Annotated in this window: 19 protein-coding genes; 5 read left to right on the top strand and 14 right to left on the bottom strand. The window is 70.3% G+C overall.

All coding sequences use genetic code 11. The features are described from left to right. The first annotated feature begins 13 nt into the window (after positions 1-13). A complete protein-coding gene (locus tag AB0C82_RS19320) occupies positions 14-670 on the top strand; it encodes a 1,4-alpha-glucan branching protein (RefSeq protein WP_362843234.1) in 657 nt (218 codons plus the stop codon). 48 nt (positions 671-718) lie between these two features. Next, positions 719-1,069: a hypothetical protein gene (locus AB0C82_RS19315; RefSeq protein WP_362843231.1), complete on the top strand. Its 351-nt coding sequence runs from the start codon at positions 719-721 to the stop codon at positions 1,067-1,069. 26 nt (positions 1,070-1,095) lie between these two features. On the opposite strand, the gene hemB is transcribed toward AB0C82_RS19315, so the two are convergent. From hemB to AB0C82_RS19285, 6 genes are all read right to left on the bottom strand, one after another. Beyond that, positions 1,096-2,094, bottom strand: a complete 999-nt coding sequence (hemB, locus tag AB0C82_RS19310; protein ID WP_362843228.1) for a porphobilinogen synthase — start codon at positions 2,092-2,094, stop codon at positions 1,096-1,098. Positions 2,095-2,205: 111 nt separating this feature from the next. Further along, positions 2,206-3,873, bottom strand: a complete 1,668-nt coding sequence (locus AB0C82_RS19305; RefSeq protein ID WP_362843225.1) for a bifunctional uroporphyrinogen-III C-methyltransferase/uroporphyrinogen-III synthase — start codon at positions 3,871-3,873, stop codon at positions 2,206-2,208. Beyond that, positions 3,870-4,856 (bottom strand): hydroxymethylbilane synthase, encoded by a 987-nt coding sequence (gene hemC, locus AB0C82_RS19300; protein ID WP_362843223.1) that lies wholly within the window; start codon positions 4,854-4,856, stop codon positions 3,870-3,872. Before hemC ends, AB0C82_RS19305 begins: the two co-directional genes overlap by 4 nt. After that, complete coding sequence (locus AB0C82_RS19295; RefSeq protein ID WP_362843220.1) at positions 4,853-6,334, bottom strand: glutamyl-tRNA reductase; 1,482 nt, start codon at positions 6,332-6,334, stop codon at positions 4,853-4,855. Before AB0C82_RS19295 ends, hemC begins: the two co-directional genes overlap by 4 nt. Further along, entirely contained in the window at positions 6,331-7,101 is a 771-nt protein-coding gene (locus AB0C82_RS19290) for a redox-sensing transcriptional repressor Rex (RefSeq protein WP_362843217.1), read from the bottom strand. The genes AB0C82_RS19295 and AB0C82_RS19290 overlap by 4 nt, the downstream gene beginning before the upstream one ends. Before the next feature lie 272 nt (positions 7,102-7,373). Next, positions 7,374-7,649 (bottom strand): glutaredoxin family protein, encoded by a 276-nt coding sequence (locus AB0C82_RS19285; protein ID WP_362843215.1) that lies wholly within the window; start codon positions 7,647-7,649, stop codon positions 7,374-7,376. A 135-nt stretch (positions 7,650-7,784) separates the two neighbouring features. Between AB0C82_RS19285 and AB0C82_RS19280 the strand changes: the two genes are divergently transcribed. From AB0C82_RS19280 to AB0C82_RS19270, 3 genes are all read left to right on the top strand, one after another. Next, on the top strand, positions 7,785-8,729 hold the full coding sequence (locus AB0C82_RS19280; RefSeq protein ID WP_362843212.1) for an HAD-IB family hydrolase: 945 nt from the start codon (positions 7,785-7,787) through the stop codon (positions 8,727-8,729). Between the two features lie 493 nt (positions 8,730-9,222). Next, positions 9,223-9,999 carry an ECF subfamily RNA polymerase sigma factor, BldN family gene (locus tag AB0C82_RS19275; RefSeq protein WP_362843210.1) on the top strand — a complete coding sequence of 259 codons (777 nt, stop codon included), beginning with the start codon at positions 9,223-9,225 and terminating at the stop codon, positions 9,997-9,999. A gap of 210 nt (positions 10,000-10,209) precedes the next feature. Further along, complete coding sequence (locus tag AB0C82_RS19270; protein ID WP_362843208.1) at positions 10,210-11,406, top strand: DUF5667 domain-containing protein; 1,197 nt, start codon at positions 10,210-10,212, stop codon at positions 11,404-11,406. Between the two features lie 75 nt (positions 11,407-11,481). Here AB0C82_RS19270 and AB0C82_RS19265 read toward each other — a convergent pair whose 3' ends face one another. From AB0C82_RS19265 to AB0C82_RS19230, 8 genes are all read right to left on the bottom strand, one after another. Next, a complete protein-coding gene (locus tag AB0C82_RS19265) occupies positions 11,482-12,549 on the bottom strand; it encodes a lysophospholipid acyltransferase family protein (protein WP_362843205.1) in 1,068 nt (355 codons plus the stop codon). A 15-nt stretch (positions 12,550-12,564) separates the two neighbouring features. Continuing rightward, on the bottom strand, positions 12,565-13,623 hold the full coding sequence (locus AB0C82_RS19260) for an NAD-dependent epimerase/dehydratase family protein (RefSeq protein WP_362843203.1): 1,059 nt from the start codon (positions 13,621-13,623) through the stop codon (positions 12,565-12,567). A gap of 192 nt (positions 13,624-13,815) precedes the next feature. Further along, positions 13,816-13,914 carry an AURKAIP1/COX24 domain-containing protein gene (locus AB0C82_RS19255; protein ID WP_003948845.1) on the bottom strand — a complete coding sequence of 33 codons (99 nt, stop codon included), beginning with the start codon at positions 13,912-13,914 and terminating at the stop codon, positions 13,816-13,818. Positions 13,915-14,024: 110 nt separating this feature from the next. Next, the gene (locus tag AB0C82_RS19250; RefSeq protein ID WP_362843200.1) at positions 14,025-14,237 is read right to left on the bottom strand and encodes a helix-turn-helix domain-containing protein; all 213 of its coding nucleotides are present in this window, start codon (positions 14,235-14,237) and stop codon (positions 14,025-14,027) included. 128 nt (positions 14,238-14,365) lie between these two features. Continuing rightward, positions 14,366-15,181, bottom strand: a complete 816-nt coding sequence (locus tag AB0C82_RS19245) for a phosphatase (protein ID WP_362843197.1) — start codon at positions 15,179-15,181, stop codon at positions 14,366-14,368. 115 nt (positions 15,182-15,296) lie between these two features. Further along, the gene (locus AB0C82_RS19240; RefSeq protein WP_362843194.1) at positions 15,297-16,469 is read right to left on the bottom strand and encodes an acetoin utilization protein AcuC; all 1,173 of its coding nucleotides are present in this window, start codon (positions 16,467-16,469) and stop codon (positions 15,297-15,299) included. Continuing rightward, positions 16,438-17,643, bottom strand: a complete 1,206-nt coding sequence (locus AB0C82_RS19235) for an MFS transporter (RefSeq protein ID WP_362843191.1) — start codon at positions 17,641-17,643, stop codon at positions 16,438-16,440. Before AB0C82_RS19235 ends, AB0C82_RS19240 begins: the two co-directional genes overlap by 32 nt. 42 nt (positions 17,644-17,685) lie before the next feature. Beyond that, complete coding sequence (locus tag AB0C82_RS19230; RefSeq protein WP_362843188.1) at positions 17,686-18,330, bottom strand: HAD family hydrolase; 645 nt, start codon at positions 18,328-18,330, stop codon at positions 17,686-17,688. Between the last annotated feature and the right edge of the window lie 112 nt (positions 18,331-18,442).

The raw sequence follows: 18,442 nt of genomic DNA, 5'->3' as shown, positions 1-18,442 counted from the left end.
AGCTACCACCGCCATGGCTGTCATCCACAACACCACCACGCTGACGCCCACCAAGCTGGAACTCCTCGCCTCCTGGCTGCCCGATCAGCCCTGGTACCTCGGCAAGGGCGAGCAGCCCGAGCTGGCCAGGACCGGTGGGTTCCGGCTGGACGACCCGGAGGGTGAGGTGGGGATCGAGTTCATGACGGTCACCGACGCCTCCGGGGACCAACCGGTCATGTATCAGGTGCTGTTCAGCTATCGCGGCGCACCGATCGTGGGCGGCGACGAAGCGCTCATCGGTACGACCGAGCACGGGGTACTGGGGCAGCGATGGGTGTACGACGGGGCGCACGACCCGGTCGTCGTCGCCCAGCTGTTCGCGCTGATCGTCGGCGAGGCCGAGCCGCAGATGCAGAGCACGAGCTACACCCCCGACCCGTCCGTCACCGGGTGGTTCGCGGAGACCGTCGCCGGTGCGGCGCTCGCGTCCACGACCGTGACCGACGACCCGGACGGTACGGACCTTCTGGTGGAGACGGCGGAGGACGGGCGCCGGCTGGCCATCCACATCAACCGCGTCCTCCAGCCCGGCCGGCCCGCCGAAGCCGGGGCCCGGGGTCACGTCACAGCGGACGCGCCCCTGCCCGACGGCACCGAGGCGCGCACGGTGTTCGCCCTCGTCCACTGAGTACGAGAGCTCATGCGGCGATCCCGGGCGCCGAGTTGACTCGTACACATGCCCGATGACCTCACCCACGTGCGTGACACGCGCGCCTGGATCGCCCCGCTCGTCTCCACGCTCGTCACGCTGCCGCTCGCGTTCTTCGCGCTCGTCTTCGGCGGGCTCTCGCCGATGGCCTGCGACTCCTGCTCGGAGGCCGACTCCGACCGCTTCGACGCGAGCTTCGGCCCGGCGTGGACGGTCCTCTGCTGCGGCCTGGTGCTCTCGCTGGTCCTGCTGGTGGCCGCCTGGGCGTTCCCCTGGCGCCAGGGGAACGCCGCCCGCCGCGTGCTCATCTCCGTGCTCGCCCCTGCCACGGTGCTTCTCACGTCCGTGACGTTCGCGGCCCTGCTCGACACACCCTGACGATCAGGCGACGCCGAGGCCGGCCCTCATCCCCGTGCCAGCCGCTGCGCGACCTCGGTGGCCCAGTACGTCAGGATCATCTGCGCACCCGCCCGCCGGATCCCCGTCAGGCTCTCCATGATCGCGGCGTCCCGGTCGATCCAGCCCCGCTCGGCGGCGGCCTCGATCATCGCGTACTCACCACTGATCTGGTACGCGGCCACCGGCACGTCCACCGACTCCGCGACCTTCGCCAGGATGTCCAGGTACGGTCCGGCCGGCTTCACCATGACCATGTCGGCGCCCTCGTCGAGGTCGAGCGCCAGCTCGCGCAGGGACTCGCGGGCGTTCGCCGGGTCCTGCTGGTACGTCTTGCGGTCGCCCTTCAGCGAGGACCCGACCGCCTCACGGAACGGCCCGTAGAACGCCGACGAGTACTTCGCGGTGTAGGCGAGGATCGACACGTCCTCGTGCCCGGTCTGGTCGAGCGCGTCACGGACGAAGCCGACCTGGCCGTCCATCATGCCGCTCGGTCCGACCACGTGGGCGCCCGCGTCCGCCTGGACCTGCGCCATCTCCGCGTACCGCTCCAGCGTGGCGTCGTTGTCGACGCGGCCGTCATCGGTCAGCACACCGCAGTGCCCGTGGTCGGTGTACTCGTCCAGACAGAGGTCGGACATGACCACGAGGTCATCGCCCACCTCTTCCCGCACCGCCCGCAGCGCGACCTGGAGGATCCCGTCCGGGTCGGTGCCCGCCGTGCCCGTGGCGTCCTTCTTCTCGTCCAGCGGGACACCGAAGAGCATGATCCCCGAGACCCCGGCCGAGACCGCGTCGACGGCGGCCTTCCGCAGGGTGTCCAGGGTGTGCTGCTGCACGCCGGGCATGGCCGAGATGGCGACGGGCGCGTCGACGCCCTCGCGTACGAACGCGGGCAGGATCAGGTTCGCCGGGTGGAGCCGGGTCTCGGCGACCATGCGTCGCATCACGGGCGTCGTCCGCAGCCGCCGGGGGCGGGAGCCGGGGAAGTTTCCGTACACAGTCATCCTTCGACGATAGACCCGTACACACCGCCGTCTTACCGACACCCGTGCCGGAAAACGCGGCGGGGCCCGGCAGCCGAAGCCGCCGGACCCCTACACCTGCGACCGAACCGGTCAGGTCGTCGTACGACGTCTCCGCGCACCCGGACGCCGCTCGCTCGGCCGGGTCACCGGGTCACCGGCCTCCTTGGCCGCGTCCCGGCGCTGCGCGCCGAACGCCGCCAGCGCCTCGGCCAGCTTGTGCACCGACGGCTCGGGGGACAGCACGTCGACCCGCAGGCCGTGCTCCTCGGCGGTCTTCGCCGTGGCCGGACCGATGCACGCGATCACCGTCACGTTGTGCGGCTTGCCCGCGATACCGACCAGGTTGCGCACGGTCGACGACGAGGTGAAGAGCACCGCGTCGAACCCGCCGCCCTTGATGGCCTCACGCGTGTCGGCGGGCGGCGGCGAGGCGCGGACCGTGCGGTACGCGGTGACGTCGTCGACCTCCCAGCCCAGCTCGATGAGCCCGGCCACCAGGGTCTCGGTGGCGATGTCGGCGCGCGGCAGGAAGACACGGTCGATCGGGTCGAAGACCGGGTCGTACGGCGGCCAGTCCTCCAGCAGTCCGGCGGCGGACTGCTCGCCGGACGGCACCAGGTCCGGCTTCACACCGAAGTCGATGAGCGCGGCGGCCGTCTGCTCACCGACGGCCGCGACCTTGATCCCGGCGAAGGCACGGGCGTCGAGCCCGTACTCCTCGAACTTCTCCCGGACGGCCTTGACCGCGTTGACCGAGGTGAAGGCGATCCACTCGTAACGGCCCGTGACCAGGCCCTTGACCGCGCGCTCCATCTGCTGGGGCGTACGCGGCGGCTCGACGGCGATCGTCGGCACCTCGTGCGGCACCGCGCCGTAGGAACGCAGCTGGTCGGAGAGCGAAGCCGCCTGCTCCTTGGTGCGGGGCACGAGCACCTTCCAGCCGAACATCGGCTTGGACTCGAACCACGCGAGCTGTTCGCGCTGGGCGGCGGAACTGCGCTCACCGACCACGGCTATGACGGGCTGGTGCCCGTCGGGCGAAGGGAGGACCTTCGTCTGCTTGAACAGCTGCGCGATCGTCCCGAGCGTCGCCGTCCAGGTGCGCTGGCGCGTCGTCGTACCGGCGATCGTGACGGTCAGCGGGGTGTCGGGCTTGCGGCCCGCCGAGACCAGCTCGCCGGCGGCCGCGGCCACCGAGTCGAGCGTCGTGGACACCACGGCCGTGGCATCGCTCGCGCCGACCTCGGCCCAGCAGCGGTCCGAGGCCGTACGCGCGTCGACGAACCGGACGTCGGCGCCCTGCGCGTCGCGCAGCGGCACACCGGCGTACGCGGGCACGCCCACGACGTTGGCGACACCGGGCACGACCTCGAAGGGCACACCCGCGGCGGCGCAGGCGAGCATCTCCGCGCCCGCGTTGCCGTCGAGCCCGGGGTCACCCGAGATGGCTCGGACGACCCGCCTGCCGCCCTTCGCGGCCTCCATGACAAGATTGGCGGCATCCCTGAGAACGGGTACCCCGACGGCTGTTGACGAGACGTCAACAACCGTCAGCTCAGGCGTGCTTACGCCTGCCCGGGCATGGCAGCGGACGACGTCGAGAACATGCGGTTCGGCGACGAGGACGTCGGCGCTCGCGAGCGCCTCGACGGCGCGCAGAGTCAGCAGTCCCGGGTCGCCGGGACCGGCGCCGAGGAAGGTGACGTGCCCTGCGGGCAGGACAGGAAAATCGGATGCGGCGGGGCCGGTGGGGCTCAAAGTGCTCGCTCCCCCATAAGACCGGCCGCACCCTTGGCAAGCATCTCGGCCGCGAGCTCGCGACCGAGGGCCGCCGCGTCGTCGTGCGACGTGGGGACGGGACCGGTGGTGGACAGCTGCACCAGCGAGGAACCGTCGGTAGAACCGACGACCCCGCGCAGACGCAGTTCGTTGACAGTCTGACCGTCGACCAGGAGGTCGGCCAGCGCACCCACAGGTGCGGAGCAGCCGGCCTCCAGGGCGGCGAGCAGGGCACGCTCGGCGGTCACGGCGACCCGGGTGAACGGGTCGTCGAGCTCGGCGAGCGCTGCGGCGAGGTCCGTGCTGGTTGCAGCACATTCGATCGCCAGTGCTCCCTGACCGGGAGCGGGCAAGACGGTGTCGATCGGCAGGAAGTCGGTCACCTCACCGGTCCGGCCGAGGCGGCTGAGCCCTGCGGCGGCGAGTACCACCGCGTCGAGCTCCCCGCTCCGTACGAAGCCGATGCGCGTGTCGACGTTGCCCCGGATCGGCACGGTCTCGATGTCGAGACCGTGGGACCGGCCGTACGCGTTGAGCTGCGCCATGCGGCGCGGCGAACCGGTGCCGATGCGGGCACCGGACGGCAGCTGCGCGAAAGTCAGCCCGTCCCGCGCCACCAGCACGTCACGCGGGTCCTCGCGCTTCGGCACCGCCGCCAGGAGGAGACCGTCGGGCTGGGCCGTCGGCAGGTCCTTGAGCGAGTGGACGGCGAAGTCCACCTCGCCGCGCAGGAGTGCTTCCCGCAGAGCGGCGACGAATACGCCGGTCCCGCCGATCTGCGCGAGGTGCTCCTTGGAGGTGTCTCCGTACGTGGTGATCTCGACGAGCTCGACGGCACGCCCGGTCACCTCCCTGACCGCTTCTGCGACCAGGCCGGACTGCGCCATGGCGAGCTTGCTGCGGCGGGTTCCCAGCCGGAGCGGCGCCGGGGCCGGCGCGCCCAGGGATGAGTTGTCGGTCATGACCGCCCTCTATTCGGGTCGTTCAGGTCTGCCCGGGAGACGGCGGCGACCGTCTGCGGGTCAAGGTCGAAGAGTTCCCGCAGCGCATCGGCGTACCCGGCGCCGCCGGGCTCGCTGGCGAGCTGCTTGACCCGCACGGTGGGCGCGTGCAGGAGCTTGTCGACGACGCGGCGCACGGTCTGCGTGATCTCCGCGCGCTGCTTGTCGTCGAGGTCGGGGAGGCGTCCGTCGAGCCGCGCGATCTCGCCGGCCACCACATCGGCGGCCATGGTGCGCAGGGCGACGACGGTCGGGGTGATGTGGGCGGCACGCTGAGCGGCGCCGAAGGCGGCGACCTCGTCGGCGACGATGGTGCGCACCTGGTCCACATCGGCGGCCATCGGAGCGTCCGCGGACGCCTCGGCGAGCGACTCGATGTCGACGAGGCGCACACCGTCGACGCGGTGGGCCGCGCCGTCGATGTCACGCGGCATGGCGAGGTCGAGCAGGGCGAGCCGGGCGGGGCCGGAGTTCTGCGCGGGCACGGTGGCCCGGCGGACGGGCCGCTCCTGTGCCGTGGCGGAACCGTTCTCCACCCAGGCCGCGTGCTGGTCCAGCTCGGCGGTGGGCGCCAGGGGCGCGGCGGGAGCCTCCGCGGCGTCGTCGAAGGCCACTCCGAGCGCCTCGGCGACGGCCTCGGCCGTGAGGACGAGACCGGTCGCACCGGTGCAGGAGACGACGACGTCGGCACGTGTCAGTTCGCCGGAGACGGCCGCCATCTCCACGGCGCGGGCAGCGGTGCCGCCCTGGCCGAGGATCTCGACGAGCCGGTCGGCGCGGGCCCGGGTCCGGTTGGCGACGACGATCTCGGCGACACCGGTACGGGCCAGGGTCGCGGCGGCGAGCGAGGACATCGAACCGGCGCCGATCACCAGGGCGCGCTTGCCGCCCGCCCAGGCACTGACGTCGGCACCGCCGGCGAGCTGCTGGAGACCGAAGGTGACGAGCGACTGCCCGGCACGGTCGATCCCGGTCTCGCTGTGCGCGCGCTTGCCGACCCGCAGTGCCTGCTGGAAGAGGTCGTTCAGCAGGCGGCCCGCGGTGTGGAGCTCCTGGCCCAGCGCGAGCGCGTCCTTGATCTGGCCGAGGATCTGGCCCTCGCCGACGACCATCGAGTCGAGACCGCAGGCCACCGAGAAGAGGTGGTGGACGGCGCGGTCCTCGTAGTGCACATAGAGATAAGGAGTGAGCTCGTCGAGACCGACCCCGCTGTGCTGGGAGAGCAGCGTGGACAGCTCGGCGACGCCGGCGTGGAACTTGTCCACGTCGGCGTACAGCTCGATGCGGTTGCAGGTGGCCAGCACGGCCGCCTCGGTCGCGGGCTCCGCGGCGAGGGTGTCCTGCAACAGCTTGGCCTGGGTCTCGGCGGCCAGCGAGGCCCGCTCCAGTACGGAGACGGGGGCGCTGCGGTGGCTCAGACCTACGACGAGGAGGCTCATGCCGGCATCACGGCGGGCATGTCCCCGTCGGGTCCCTTCCGGCTCGCGGGAGTGGCGCGCAGAGGCGGCGCGTCGGCCTGCTCCGCGTTGTTCCCCGCCGCTTCCTCGCCGGCCTTGCGCTGCTCGTGGAAGGCGAGGATCTGAAGCTCGATGGAGAGGTCGACCTTGCGCACGTCGACACCGTCGGGCACGGAGAGCACCGTCGGGGCGAAGTTCAGGATGGAGGTCACACCCGCGGCGACGAGCCGGTCGCAGACCTGCTGCGCGGCACCGGCCGGCGTGGAGATGACACCGATCGACACACCGTTGTCGCTGATGATCTTCTCCAGCTCATCGCTGTGCTGGACGGCGATCCCGGCGACCGGCGTACCCGCCATGGCGGGGTCGGCGTCGATCAGGGCCGCGACGCGGAAGCCACGGGAGGCGAAGCCGCCGTAGTTCGCGAGGGCGGCACCGAGGTTACCGATGCCGACGATGACTACCGGCCAGTCCTGGGTGAGCCCGAGCTCGCGGGAGATCTGGTAGACGAGGTATTCCACGTCGTACCCGACACCGCGCGTGCCGTAGGACCCCAGGTAGCTGAAGTCCTTGCGGAGCTTGGCGGAGTTGACCCCCGCCGCCGCGGCGAGTTCCTCGGACGAGACCGTGGGAACCGAGCGCTCGGAGAGCCCCGTCAATGCGCGGAGATACAGCGGAAGTCGGGCGACGGTGGCCTCGGGAATTCCTCGGCTACGGGTCGCCGGTCGGTGAGTTCGGCCAGTTGCCACGGTGCTCCTGCGGGATGAGCGGGGCTGCAGGCGGCCGTATGTCCCAAGACCGCCCCGTCGAATGCAGGCTATGTCTTTGTGAACGCGTGCACAAAGATAGTGTCCGTTTTGTCCGGTCAAAGTGACCGGGGTCACGCGCATTCCCTGCGCGATCCCGGAACCATGGACCGCATCAGCCCGTTGCGGGCGCGAAGGGGGCAAGGCGGTACACACTCCTCACGTCTACGCCCCCGAGACCACTCAAAACGCCCATGATGTTAACCGGGTTTCAGTCAGGCTCCCAGCGCCTTGCGCAACCTTCCCGGGTCCACCCGCCAGAACGTGTGCTGCTCGCCGTCGACGAGGACCACCGGAATCTGCTCCCAGTACTCCTTGTACAGCGCCTCGTCCCGCGTGATGTCCTTCTCCACCCACGACGCGCCGGTCTCCTCGCAGACCGCGCGCACCACGATCCTCGCGTCGTCACAGAGATGGCACCCCGGCTTGCCCACCAGGGTCACCACGCGGTCCTCGGGCCTCTTCTTCGTACGACGCAGCAGTGCACTCATGCCTACATTCTGCTCCCGTCCGCACCCGCCCCACGGACGCCGGAATCACCCGTTTAACACCGCGGTCCCGCAGAGTTCACGCCTTCGCATCCCAGCACGTCCGGCAGGGACGAACAGACTGGCTATGCTCACGACATGGCCGCTCTTGGATGGCTCACACCCCGTAGGCGCTCCGCGACAGCACGGAGCGTCCTGGCAGGCGAGGCAGCAGCCGAGGCAGCGCGGAAGTCAGCACTCTCCGCCGAACTCTCCCCCGACGAGTCCCTCCTTCCCACCGAGACCGAGGAACCCCCGTTCCCGGTGGCGGGGGACGACCGCGCCGCCGCCTTCTTCGACCTCGACAACACCGTGATGCAGGGCGCCGCGATCTTCCACTTCGGCCGCGGCCTGTACAAGCGGAAGTTCTTCGAGCGCCGCGAGCTGACCCGCTTCGCCTGGCAGCAGGCGTGGTTCAGGCTGGCGGGCGTCGAGGATCCGGAGCACATGCAGGACGCCCGCGACAGCGCCCTGTCCATCGTCAAGGGCCACCGCGTCTCCGAGCTGATGTCCATCGGCGAGGAGATCTACGACGAGTACATGGCCGACCGCATCTGGCCCGGCACCCGCGCCCTCGCCCAGGCCCACCTGGACGCCGGACAGAGGGTCTGGCTCGTGACGGCCGCCCCGGTGGAGACCGCCACGATCATCGCCCGCCGCCTCGGCCTGACCGGAGCTCTCGGCACGGTCGCCGAATCGGTCGACGGCGTCTACACGGGCCGCCTGGTCGGCGAACCGCTGCACGGCCCCGCGAAGGCCGAGGCCGTACGCGCCCTGGCCGCCGCCGAGGGCCTCGACCTGGAACGCTGCGCCGCCTACAGCGACTCGCACAACGACATCCCGATGCTCTCCCTGGTCGGCCACCCGTACGCGATCAACCCGGACACCAAGCTCCGCAGGCACGCCCGCGCCCTGGACTGGCGCCTGCGCGACTACCGCACCGGCCGGAAGGCCGCGAAGGTCGGCATCCCGGCAGCCGCCGGTGTCGGCGCCCTGGCCGGCGGCACCGCCGCCGCGGTCGCCCTGCACCGCCGCCGCCGCTGACCCCGGCCCCGCACCCGGCCCCGCACCCGACCCTCACCCCCGGCCGCGCGCCCCTCCTCCGCGCCGCCACGCTTCCCCCCGCCCCACGCGTCACGCGGCAGACCCCCCGGTTCCCGGCCGGGGCGGCACCCTCGCAGGGCGGCCGGACCGGTGCCCCGCGGGCCACGCCCGGGGCCGTACGGCCAATCGGTAGGCCCGGCCGGCGGCTCTCCACGTACCCCTCCGGCCAGTCGGATTGCCATCCTCCGACCACAACCCGTCGCGCCTAGAGGCAGATCTCGAACGTATTCGATCAACAACTGATCACCATGCGCTACTTAGACCGTCACTTAGAGGTCAAGAGAACGACGTAACCGGTGATTTGAGCAACTGGGTGTAGCGCCGCCTGTACGAAGCGTTATTCTCCTCAGACGCATGACGGAGCCCCTCACCCGCTACGACGAGTGACGGTTTTCGAACTGCACGTGATGGAAGCTCTGCCTCTGGGAGTCCCGTGTACCCACATGTCGGGGTTGACGCCTCGGGCCTGGCTACGCTGCGCGCAACGGTCATCGACCGCTTGCGCGGCTTCGTCCCCACCGCGTACGCCGTCCCCGCTTTTGCCGCCCCTGCACCCGTCGGCCCCTGCTATGCCCTGGCCGAACGGAGTGCGGCGGTCGGAAGACGCAGCAACCGCGGCGCCACGACCACGTCAACCGTTCGCCGGCCGACGGCCGACAGCGACAGCGCTCGCATGATGGATCTTGTCGAGCGCGCACAAGCCGGTGAGGCTGACGCCTTCGGCCGCCTGTACGACCAGTACAGCGACACCGTGTACCGGTACATCTACTACCGCGTAGGAGGGAAGGCGACAGCGGAGGACCTCACAAGCGAGACGTTCCTGCGCGCACTCCGCCGCATCTCCACGTTCACCTGGCAGGGCCGCGACTTCGGCGCCTGGCTGGTCACAATCGCTCGAAACCTGGTCGCCGACCACTTCAAATCCAGTCGTTTCCGGCTGGAAGTGACCACCGGCGAAATGCTCGACGCCAACGAGGTCGAGCGAAGCCCCGAGGACTCCGTACTGGAGTCCCTCTCCAACGCCGCGCTGCTGCAGGCAGTGCGCCGACTCAACCCACAACAGCAGGAGTGCGTCACCCTCCGTTTCCTGCAAGGCCTCTCGGTCGCCGAGACGGCCCGGGTGATGGGCAAGAACGAGGGCGCGATCAAGACGTTGCAGTACCGCGCCGTCCGCACCCTCGCCCGGCTCCTGCCGGACGATGCCCGTTAGACCGGCCCACAGTGATCGGTCTGCGACACACTGGTCCGATCATCTTTCGTGCGTAACCCAAGTGCCGCGGCGCTCGTTGTGCCGGTTGCAGGCCCCCTGTCGTCACACCATGACCGATTCCACTCACTCAATCGAGTGGAAACGCTCAAGGTATGCAACCTTCCGGACGCTCAGGGGAGTCGACCGTCATGACGAGAGGAGGTGCCGCCAGTGATCGCAAACGTTTCGGCACACCGGCGGGCGAACGCCTTCGCCCAGGCCGTGGAGGAGCAGTCGCTCCAGGGTGCGGCGGCCGTACAGCCCGAGGAACCGGCCGAACAGGCCGACCACGGACCGCTGTTGGCCCTGGCGAACGGCCTCGGTGAACTACCGAAGCCAAAGTTGGACCCCGAGGTCAAAATGGTGCAACGGGCACAGCTCGTCGCCGCCATGGAGGCCATGTTCGCCGAGGGCGGTGCGTCCACGGGCCCTACGGTGCCCGAGCAACGGAGCAAGGGGGCCCACCGGGCCTCCCCGCTCCGGAAACTGCGCCCCCGCTCACGCTGGGCGAAAGGACTCACCGCCGGCGGACTCACCGTAGGTGTGGCCGCAGGAGCTTTCGGAGGAGTGGCCGCTGCCAGTTCTGACGCCCTGCCGGGTGATTCCCTGTACGGGCTGAAGCGCGGCATGGAGGACATCAACCTCGGTATGGCCAACGGCGACGCCGACCGCGGCGAGGCCTACCTCGACCAGGCGTCCACCCGGCTCAGCGAGGCGCGCCGCCTCATGGAGCGGGGCCGCTCGGGCGAGATGGACCACGAATCACTCGGCGAAGTCAGACGCACGCTCAACCGCATGAGCCACGACGCCACGGAAGGCCACCGCCTTCTGCACACGGCCTACGAGCGGGACGGCTCCATCGGCCCGATGCAGACCCTGGACTCCTTCTCCCGCTCGCACCGCCAGAGCTGGAGCGACCTCCGGGACCGGCTTCCCGTACAGCTGACCGACATCAGCGAGAAGGTCAGCTCGGTCTTCGAGGCCATGGACGAGGAAGTCGCCCCCCTCCAGTCGCTGCTCCCCAGTACCCCGGAGCGCAGCGAGGAACCCCGCCGTACCGAGAGCTCGCCGGACGCCACCGCCCCGTCCGGCGGCGGCGCACCGGCACCGGCCTCGCCGACCACGCCCAAGGAACGGACGGACCGGAGCACCCCGCCCCAACCGTCCGGCTCCGGCAGCAGCCCGGCCGACGGTCTGCTCGGCGGCGGTACGGACGGCCTGCTCGACGACCTCCCGACGGACGACGCCACCCCGTCTCCCCCGGACGGCAAGGTCAGTACGTCACCGTCGCCCGACGTCACCCTCCCGCCGCTGCTCCCCGGCCTGCTCCCGGGCCTTGGCATCGACGGCGAGGACCTGAAGCCGTGAGCACCCCATGAGCACCGCCGGGCCGGGCCCCCGAAGGGCCCGGCCCGGCACCATCCCGCTCTCACACACCCGCGGTCAGAAGAACACCGACCGCCGCTGCACCAGCAACTTGTACAAGGTGTGCTGGATCTGCTCCCGCACCTGATCCGTCAGGTTGAACATCAGCATCGGATCCTCCGCCGCCTCCGGCGGATAGCCGTCCGTGGGAATCGGCTCCCCGAACTGAATCGTCCACTTCGTCGGCAACGGCACCGCTCCCAGCGGCCCCAGCCACGGAAACGTCGGCGTGATCGGGAAGTACGGAATCCCCAGCACCCGCGCCAGCGTCTTCGCGTTGCCGATCATCGGATAGATCTCCTCCGCGCCCACGATCGAGCACGGCACGATCGGCACCCCGGCCCGCAGCGCCGTCGACACGAAACCGCCCCGCCCGAAGCGCTGCAGCTTGTACCGGTCGCCGAACGGCTTCCCGATGCCTTTGAACCCCTCCGGCATCACCCCCACGACCTCGCCGCTCTCCAGCAGCCGCTGAGCGTCCTCGGCACACGCCAGCGTGTGCCCGGCCTTCCGGGCCAGCTCGTTGACGACAGGCAGCATGAAGACCAGGTCCGCGGCGAGCAGCCGCAGATGCCGGTTGGCCGGATGGTTGTCGTGCACGGCGACCTGGAGCATCAGCCCGTCGAGCGGCAGCGTCCCCGAGTGATTGGCCACGACGAGCGCCCCGCCGTCGGACGGGATGTTCTCGATGCCCTTCACCTCGACGCGGAAGTACTTGTCGGCGAGCGGCCGGAGCATCGACATGAGGACCTGGTCGGTCAGCTCCTTGTCGTAGCCGAACTCGTCGACCTCGTAGTCACCGGTGACCCGCCGGCGAAGAAACGCCAGCCCACCGGCGATCCGCCGGTCCCAGCCACCGCGCCCCGCCGCCTCCTGGGCCTCCTGCGGCGGCACCGCTCCCTCTTCGGCCTCCTCGGCACTCACGGGCACCTCCCCGCCCGGAAGGGCGCTCACAGGCGCCGCACCGGCCGCTGCGGACCCCGGGGCCCGGCTGCTGCCCGAACCCGGCCTGCGCCGCGCCGGACGCTGCGCGCCCCCCGACCGCGTGCGGTCGTCGTCGAACGGAATGACCTTGGCATCCGCCATCGTCGATGCGCTCCTCTACCTGGCGCCGTGAGTTGAATGTGGCCCGCCCGCGAGGCGCGACTCCGCGAGCCGGTCGACGGCCCTGCCCACCGTCTCGGGCGGCAGCAGCCCGGGGCCCCGGCTGCGCGCGTACTCCGCGAACGTCTCCGCGGTGCTGAACCGCGGATGGAATCCCAGCGTCTCGCGCATCTGCACGGTGGAGACCACCCGTCCGTGCGTCAGCAGCCGGATCTGTTCCGGCGAGAAGTCCGTCATGCCGATCGTGCGGAGCGCCGAGCCCACCCAGGTGACGGCCGGCAGCAGCAGGGGCACGGTCGGGCGCCCGAGCCGTCGCGAGCACTGCGACAGCAGCAGTACCCCGTCGCCCGCGATGTTGAAGGTGCCGCTGTTCAGCGTGCCGCGCCGCGGTTCCTGGGAGGCGATCCGCAGGACGTCGATGACGTCGTCCTCGTGGACGAACTGGAGCCTCGGGTCGTACCCGAAGACCGTCGGCAGGACAGGCAGCGCCAGATAGTCGGCCAGCGGCGAGTCCGGGTCGGGCCCCAGGATGTTCGCGAACCGCAGCACGCAGACGGCGACATCGGGTCTGCGGCGCGCGAAGCCCCGCACGTACCCCTCGACCTCCACGGCGTCCTTGGCGAAGCCCCCGCTCGGCAGCGACTTGGCCGGCGTCGTCTCGGTGAAGACCGCCGGGTCGCGGGGCGCGGAGCCGTAGACGCTCGTACTGGACTTGATGACGAGCCGTTGGACGGTCGGCGACTTCTGGCAGGCACCGAGCAGCTGCATGGTGCCGATGACGTTGTTCTCCTTGACGGCCGTCCGGCCGCCGGCGCCGAGAGCCTTGCCGGAGACGTCCAGGTGGACGACCGTGTCGACGGAGTGCTCGGCGAGAACCCTCGCTATGGCCGGCTGCCGGATGTCCGCCATGACGAACTCGGCGTCGCCGAGCTGGTGCCCGGGCGCGACGGCGTCGACGGCGATCACCCGGTCGACCCCGGGATCGCGCTGGACGCTCCGCACGAAGCGGCCCCCCAGCTGCCGGGCCACTCCTGTGACGAGCACGACCTTCCCCAAGATCAGCGCCTTCCGTCGGTACGTGAATCGGGTGCCCTGCGGATCGGGGCACTGCCCTGACCGTCACCGTAGCGGGTGAATGTTGCGCTGTGACGACCCCATGGCGGGCCTTGCCGAAGCCTTGGCCCGAATAGCGCCGCAGCCCCCCCGCCGAGACGGCGGGGGGGCTGCGGTTTCACGAACTGCGTTCGCCTACTTCTTGTTGCGACGCTGAACGCGCGTGCGCTTGAGCAGCTTGCGGTGCTTCTTCTTGGCCATCCGCTTGCGCCGCTTCTTAATGACAGAGCCCACGACTACCCTCGCTCACTTCTTCTTCACTGGTGCGGGGCGTCTGGGCCCACACGACCTACGTCGGCCTAGCCTACCCGTCACTTGGTGAGGGACGTAATCCGAGGGCAACGTCAGGCTGACTCCACCCCCACGAACGACTCACGCAGATAGGCGTGAACCGCTTGTTCCGGGACCCGGAAGGACCTTCCCACCCGGATCGCCGGCAGATGACCACTGTGCACCAAGCGGTACACGGTCATCTTCGACACCCGCATGACCGAGGCGACTTCCGCCACGGTCAGAAATTTGACCTCGTTGAGAGGTACCTCGCTGCCAGCAGCCATGACCCACCTGTACCTTCCGCACGCGACGCGCACCGGCTTCCCCTCCGGTGACTCTTCGTCGTTGTGCGCTCACTCCCCAGATTAGGGGCGGGTGATGCGAGTGGGGAAGAGGAGAGACCATCGGGCGCCTAATGTGACAGACGCGCCCGATTGAGTACATAGCGCGTCAACGGACGGTAGAAGTCGGAGTGCACGGCATCATCAAGCGGAACCGCGACGGACACCCGCCCCTCGGCCTCTCCGACGAACAGCGCGGGGTCGTCCGTATCGGCCAGCCCGATCGCCTCGATGCCCAGCTGACCTGCCCCGCAGACCCATCCGTGGTCCCCGACCACCAGCTCCGGCAGCAGCCCGTGACGGTCCGCCGCCTCTTCCAGCGCGGCCCGAACCGGCAGCGGCGAGTGGGTGTGTGCGCCGGTGACACCGTCGGCGGCCCGCACGCCGGGTTCGCGCACCAGCGCGACACGTCGTACGTAGTCGATGCTGTACGTACGTACGCCGAACCGGGTCGTTATGTCGACACATCGCCCCTGCGCGGGGGTGAGTACAGGACACCCGGCCGCCGACAAAGCGTCTGCCAACTCGGCGTAGAACCCGAGCAGCCGATGCGGATGCCCCGTCCCGAACAGCACGGGGGCCCGCCGGTCCGCGGCCCCCGCCAGCCGGTCGGCGAACGCCTCCAGGCCGGCCAGGGTGAGCTCCGGGTCGATCACGTCAGGGCCCGACACGCACGCGGGATCCGGCGAGACCCCGCACTTGTCGGCCATGAGCCGCAGCAGGTCCCGCTCACCCCAGGCCCACTCCGCGTCGAGCCCGAGAGTCACCCTGGGATCCCGTGCCGCGAAGAGCCGGTAACTCTGCAGACTGTTCTCCCGCGTCGTGGCCACGGGACCGGCCAGCCGGGCCGCCAGCAGATGAGCGCGCAGCGCTCCGATGCTCAACACCCTCCCGATGCTCCCGCACCGGTTCCGGCCCCGGCCTCAGAAGCCGCAAGAGGCCCCACAGTTGGCGTAACCGTTCTGCGCCGCACCCGGACCGCGGCCGAAAACCGACGCCTCGTCAGGCCAGCAGCCCGCGCAACGGGAACGCCGAACGCCGGGTCGCGAGCACCGCCTGGTCGAGCCGGTCCGCCGGATCGTAACCGGACTCCCACGACTGCCAGGCAGGCGTACGGCCGTCCGTCATCCGCGCCGGCCCCAACTGCCGGGTCCGCGCGTAGACCTCGTCCTTCCAGGACGCCGGAATCATCGACTCCGGGTCCACCGGCTTGTGCGCGGCGATACCCACCAGGTGCGTCCAGGACCGCGGCACCACGTCGACCACCGCGTACCCACCGCCACCGAGCGCCACCCACCGCCCGTCCTCGGCGTACTCGTGCGCGAGATCGTGACACGCCTCCATGACCGCCCGCTGGGCGTCCAGGGAGACCGCCAGATGGGCCAGCGGGTCCTCGAAGTGCGTGTCCGCCCCGTGCTGGGTCACCAGCACCTGCGGCCGGAAATCCGCCAGCAGTTCGGGCACCACCGCATGGAAGGCGCGCAGCCACCCCGCGTCCCCCGTACCGGCGGGCAGCGCCACGTTCACCGCGCCGCCCTCACCGGCCCCGCCCCCGGTCTCCTCCGGCCACCCCGTCTGCGGGAACAGCGTCCGCGGGTGCTCGTGCAAGGACACGGTCAGCACCCGGGGGTCCTCCCAGAACGCGGCCTGCACCCCGTCCCCGTGGTGCACGTCCACGTCGACGTAGGCGACCCGCTCCGCACCGAGCTCCAGCAGCCGCGCGATGGCGAGCGCCGGGTCGTTGTAGATGCAGAACCCCGCGGCCCCGCCCGGCATCGCATGATGCAGACCACCGGTGAAGTTCACGGCGTGCGAGGTCTCCCCGCGCCACACCGCTTCGGCCGCCCCCACCGAGAGCCCCGCGATCAGGGCGGACGCCTCATGCATCCCGGCGAAGGCCGGATCGTCCACGGTCCCCAGACCGTACGACTGATCGGCGGTCGCCGGGTCGAGGGAGGCGGCCCGCACCGCCGACACGTAGTCCTCACGGTGCACGAGTCTCAGCGTGGAGTCCCCGGCCGCCTTCGCCCCGCGCACATCCACCGCACCGTCGAGTCCGAACGCCCGCACCAGGCCCATCGTCAGGGCGAGCCTGACCGGATCCATGGGATGGCTGTCCCCGAAGTCGTATCCCGTTACTGCGTCATCCCACATCAACTGTGCGCGGCCGCTCATGCCCGCCACCGTATCGGGCGGGCTCGGCGCCGAACGAACGGGCGTACACCAGCGTCGCCAGCACCAGCACCATGGGCACGAGCATCGCCCCGCGGTAGCTCCACGCGTCCCCGAGGCCACCCACGAGCGGCGACCCCACCAGGAACCCCACGTAGTTGAAGATGTTCAGCCGCGCCACGGCCACGTCGCTCGCTCCGGGGAACATCCGCCCCGCCGCCGCGAAGGTCTGCGGCACGATGACGCACAACCCGAGCCCCAGCAGAGTGAACCCGAAAAGCCCCACCCACGCACCCGGCGCCACCGCCACGACCGCGAAACCGCAGGCCGCCAGCACGCTGCCGCACCGCACGACCGTCACCGCCCCGAGCCGCCGCACCCCGATGTCCCCGACGGCGCGACCGAGCAGCGTCGTCACCATGTAGACGTTGTACGGCAGCGTCGCCATCTGCTCCGAACTGCCCAGCACGTCCTGCAGGTATTTGGCACTCCAGTTGGAGACGGTCGAATCCCCGATGTACGCGAAGCACATCACCAGACAGAGCGGCATCAGCAGCTTGAACGGGACAGCCGGCCGCTTCCCCTCTTCCCCGACCGGCGCGACCGCGACCTCGCTCTTCCCGTCGGTGTACCAGCGGCTCCCCAGCAGAGCGGCGGGCAGCAGCACGACGACGGCGGGCAGGTAGGAGACCAGCAGGGACAGATCCCAGTGCGCCCCGGCCCACGCCATCGTCGCCCCGGCGATTCCACCGAGGCTGTACGCCGCGTGGAACCCGAGCATGATGCTGCGCCCGTACGCCCGCTGAAGGCTGACGCCCAGCATGTTCATGGAGGCGTCCAGTGCCCCCACGGCAAGTCCGAAGGCACCGAGCGCGACAGCGACCTGCCACAGCTCGCCACCGGCACCGACCGCGAGCAACGACAGCAGGACGACGGGCTGCGTCCACCGCAGGACGACCCCGGGCCGCACCCGGGCGACGACCTTCTCGGTGACCACGCTGCCGACCCCGGCGAGGATCGGCACAGCGGCCAGGAAGGCGGGCAGCAGCCCGTCGGATATCCCGTAACGGTCCTGGATCGCGGGGATACGCGTCACGAGCAGAGCGAACGCGACTCCCTGCACCAGAAAGCTCAGCACCAAGGAGGCCCTGCCGTGCCGCAACCGCGCGTCTGTCATGGCCGCGAGCGTAAGGCCACCGTCTACCGGTGGGTAGATGGATCAGGCGAGCAATTCGGGGAGTTGGGAGATGTCGGAGCAGTATCCCGTCACCCCGACGAGCCGTTCCGCCGGCATCATCGAAGTGAATCCGTACACATCCATCCCGGCGGCGCGGGCGGCCTGGACGCCGAGCGGGCTGTCCTCGATGACGACGCACCGTTCGGGGGCGACGCCCATCCGTTCGGCGGCGAGGAGGAACAGGTCGGGCGACGGCTTGCCCTGGCCCACGTCCTCCGCGCTGAAGATCCAATCTTCCTCGAACCACTGGTCGAGGCCCGTCTTACGGTGTCCGACCCTGATGCGTTCGTGGGTCGCGGACGACGCGACGCAGTACGCCACCCCGTCGGCGACCAGCTTCGCCAGCAGGTCCTCGACGCCGTCCACCGCGACGAGCTCCCGCTCGAAAGCGGCGAAGACCCGTGAGTGGAGCGTGTCGTCGAAGTCCGCGGGAAGCTTCTGCCCCGTCCGCTCCTCGACGAGATCGTGCACCCGGTGGACGGCGGACCCCATGTAGTCGTGGACGGACTCGTCGTACGAGGTGGGGTGTCCGAGCTCGGTGAGGTAGCCGGCGAGGATGGTGTTGGCGATCGGCTCACTGTCGACGAGCACACCATCGTTGTCGAAGATGACCAGTTCGTAGCGCATGGTTCGAGCCTAGACGCTCTGAACGCAGAAAAGCCCCGTGCCACAAGGGCACGGGGCTTTCCCGGAATAATTGTTCGGCGGCGTCCTACTCTCCCACAGGGTCCCCCCTGCA

Origin of the sequence: Streptomyces sp. NPDC048560 (assembly GCF_040650955.1) — a bacterium.
Lineage (GTDB): Bacteria > Actinomycetota > Actinomycetes > Streptomycetales > Streptomycetaceae > Streptomyces.
The sequence above is the reverse complement of the archived record's forward strand: the minus strand, read 5'-3'. Positions and strand labels throughout refer to the sequence as shown.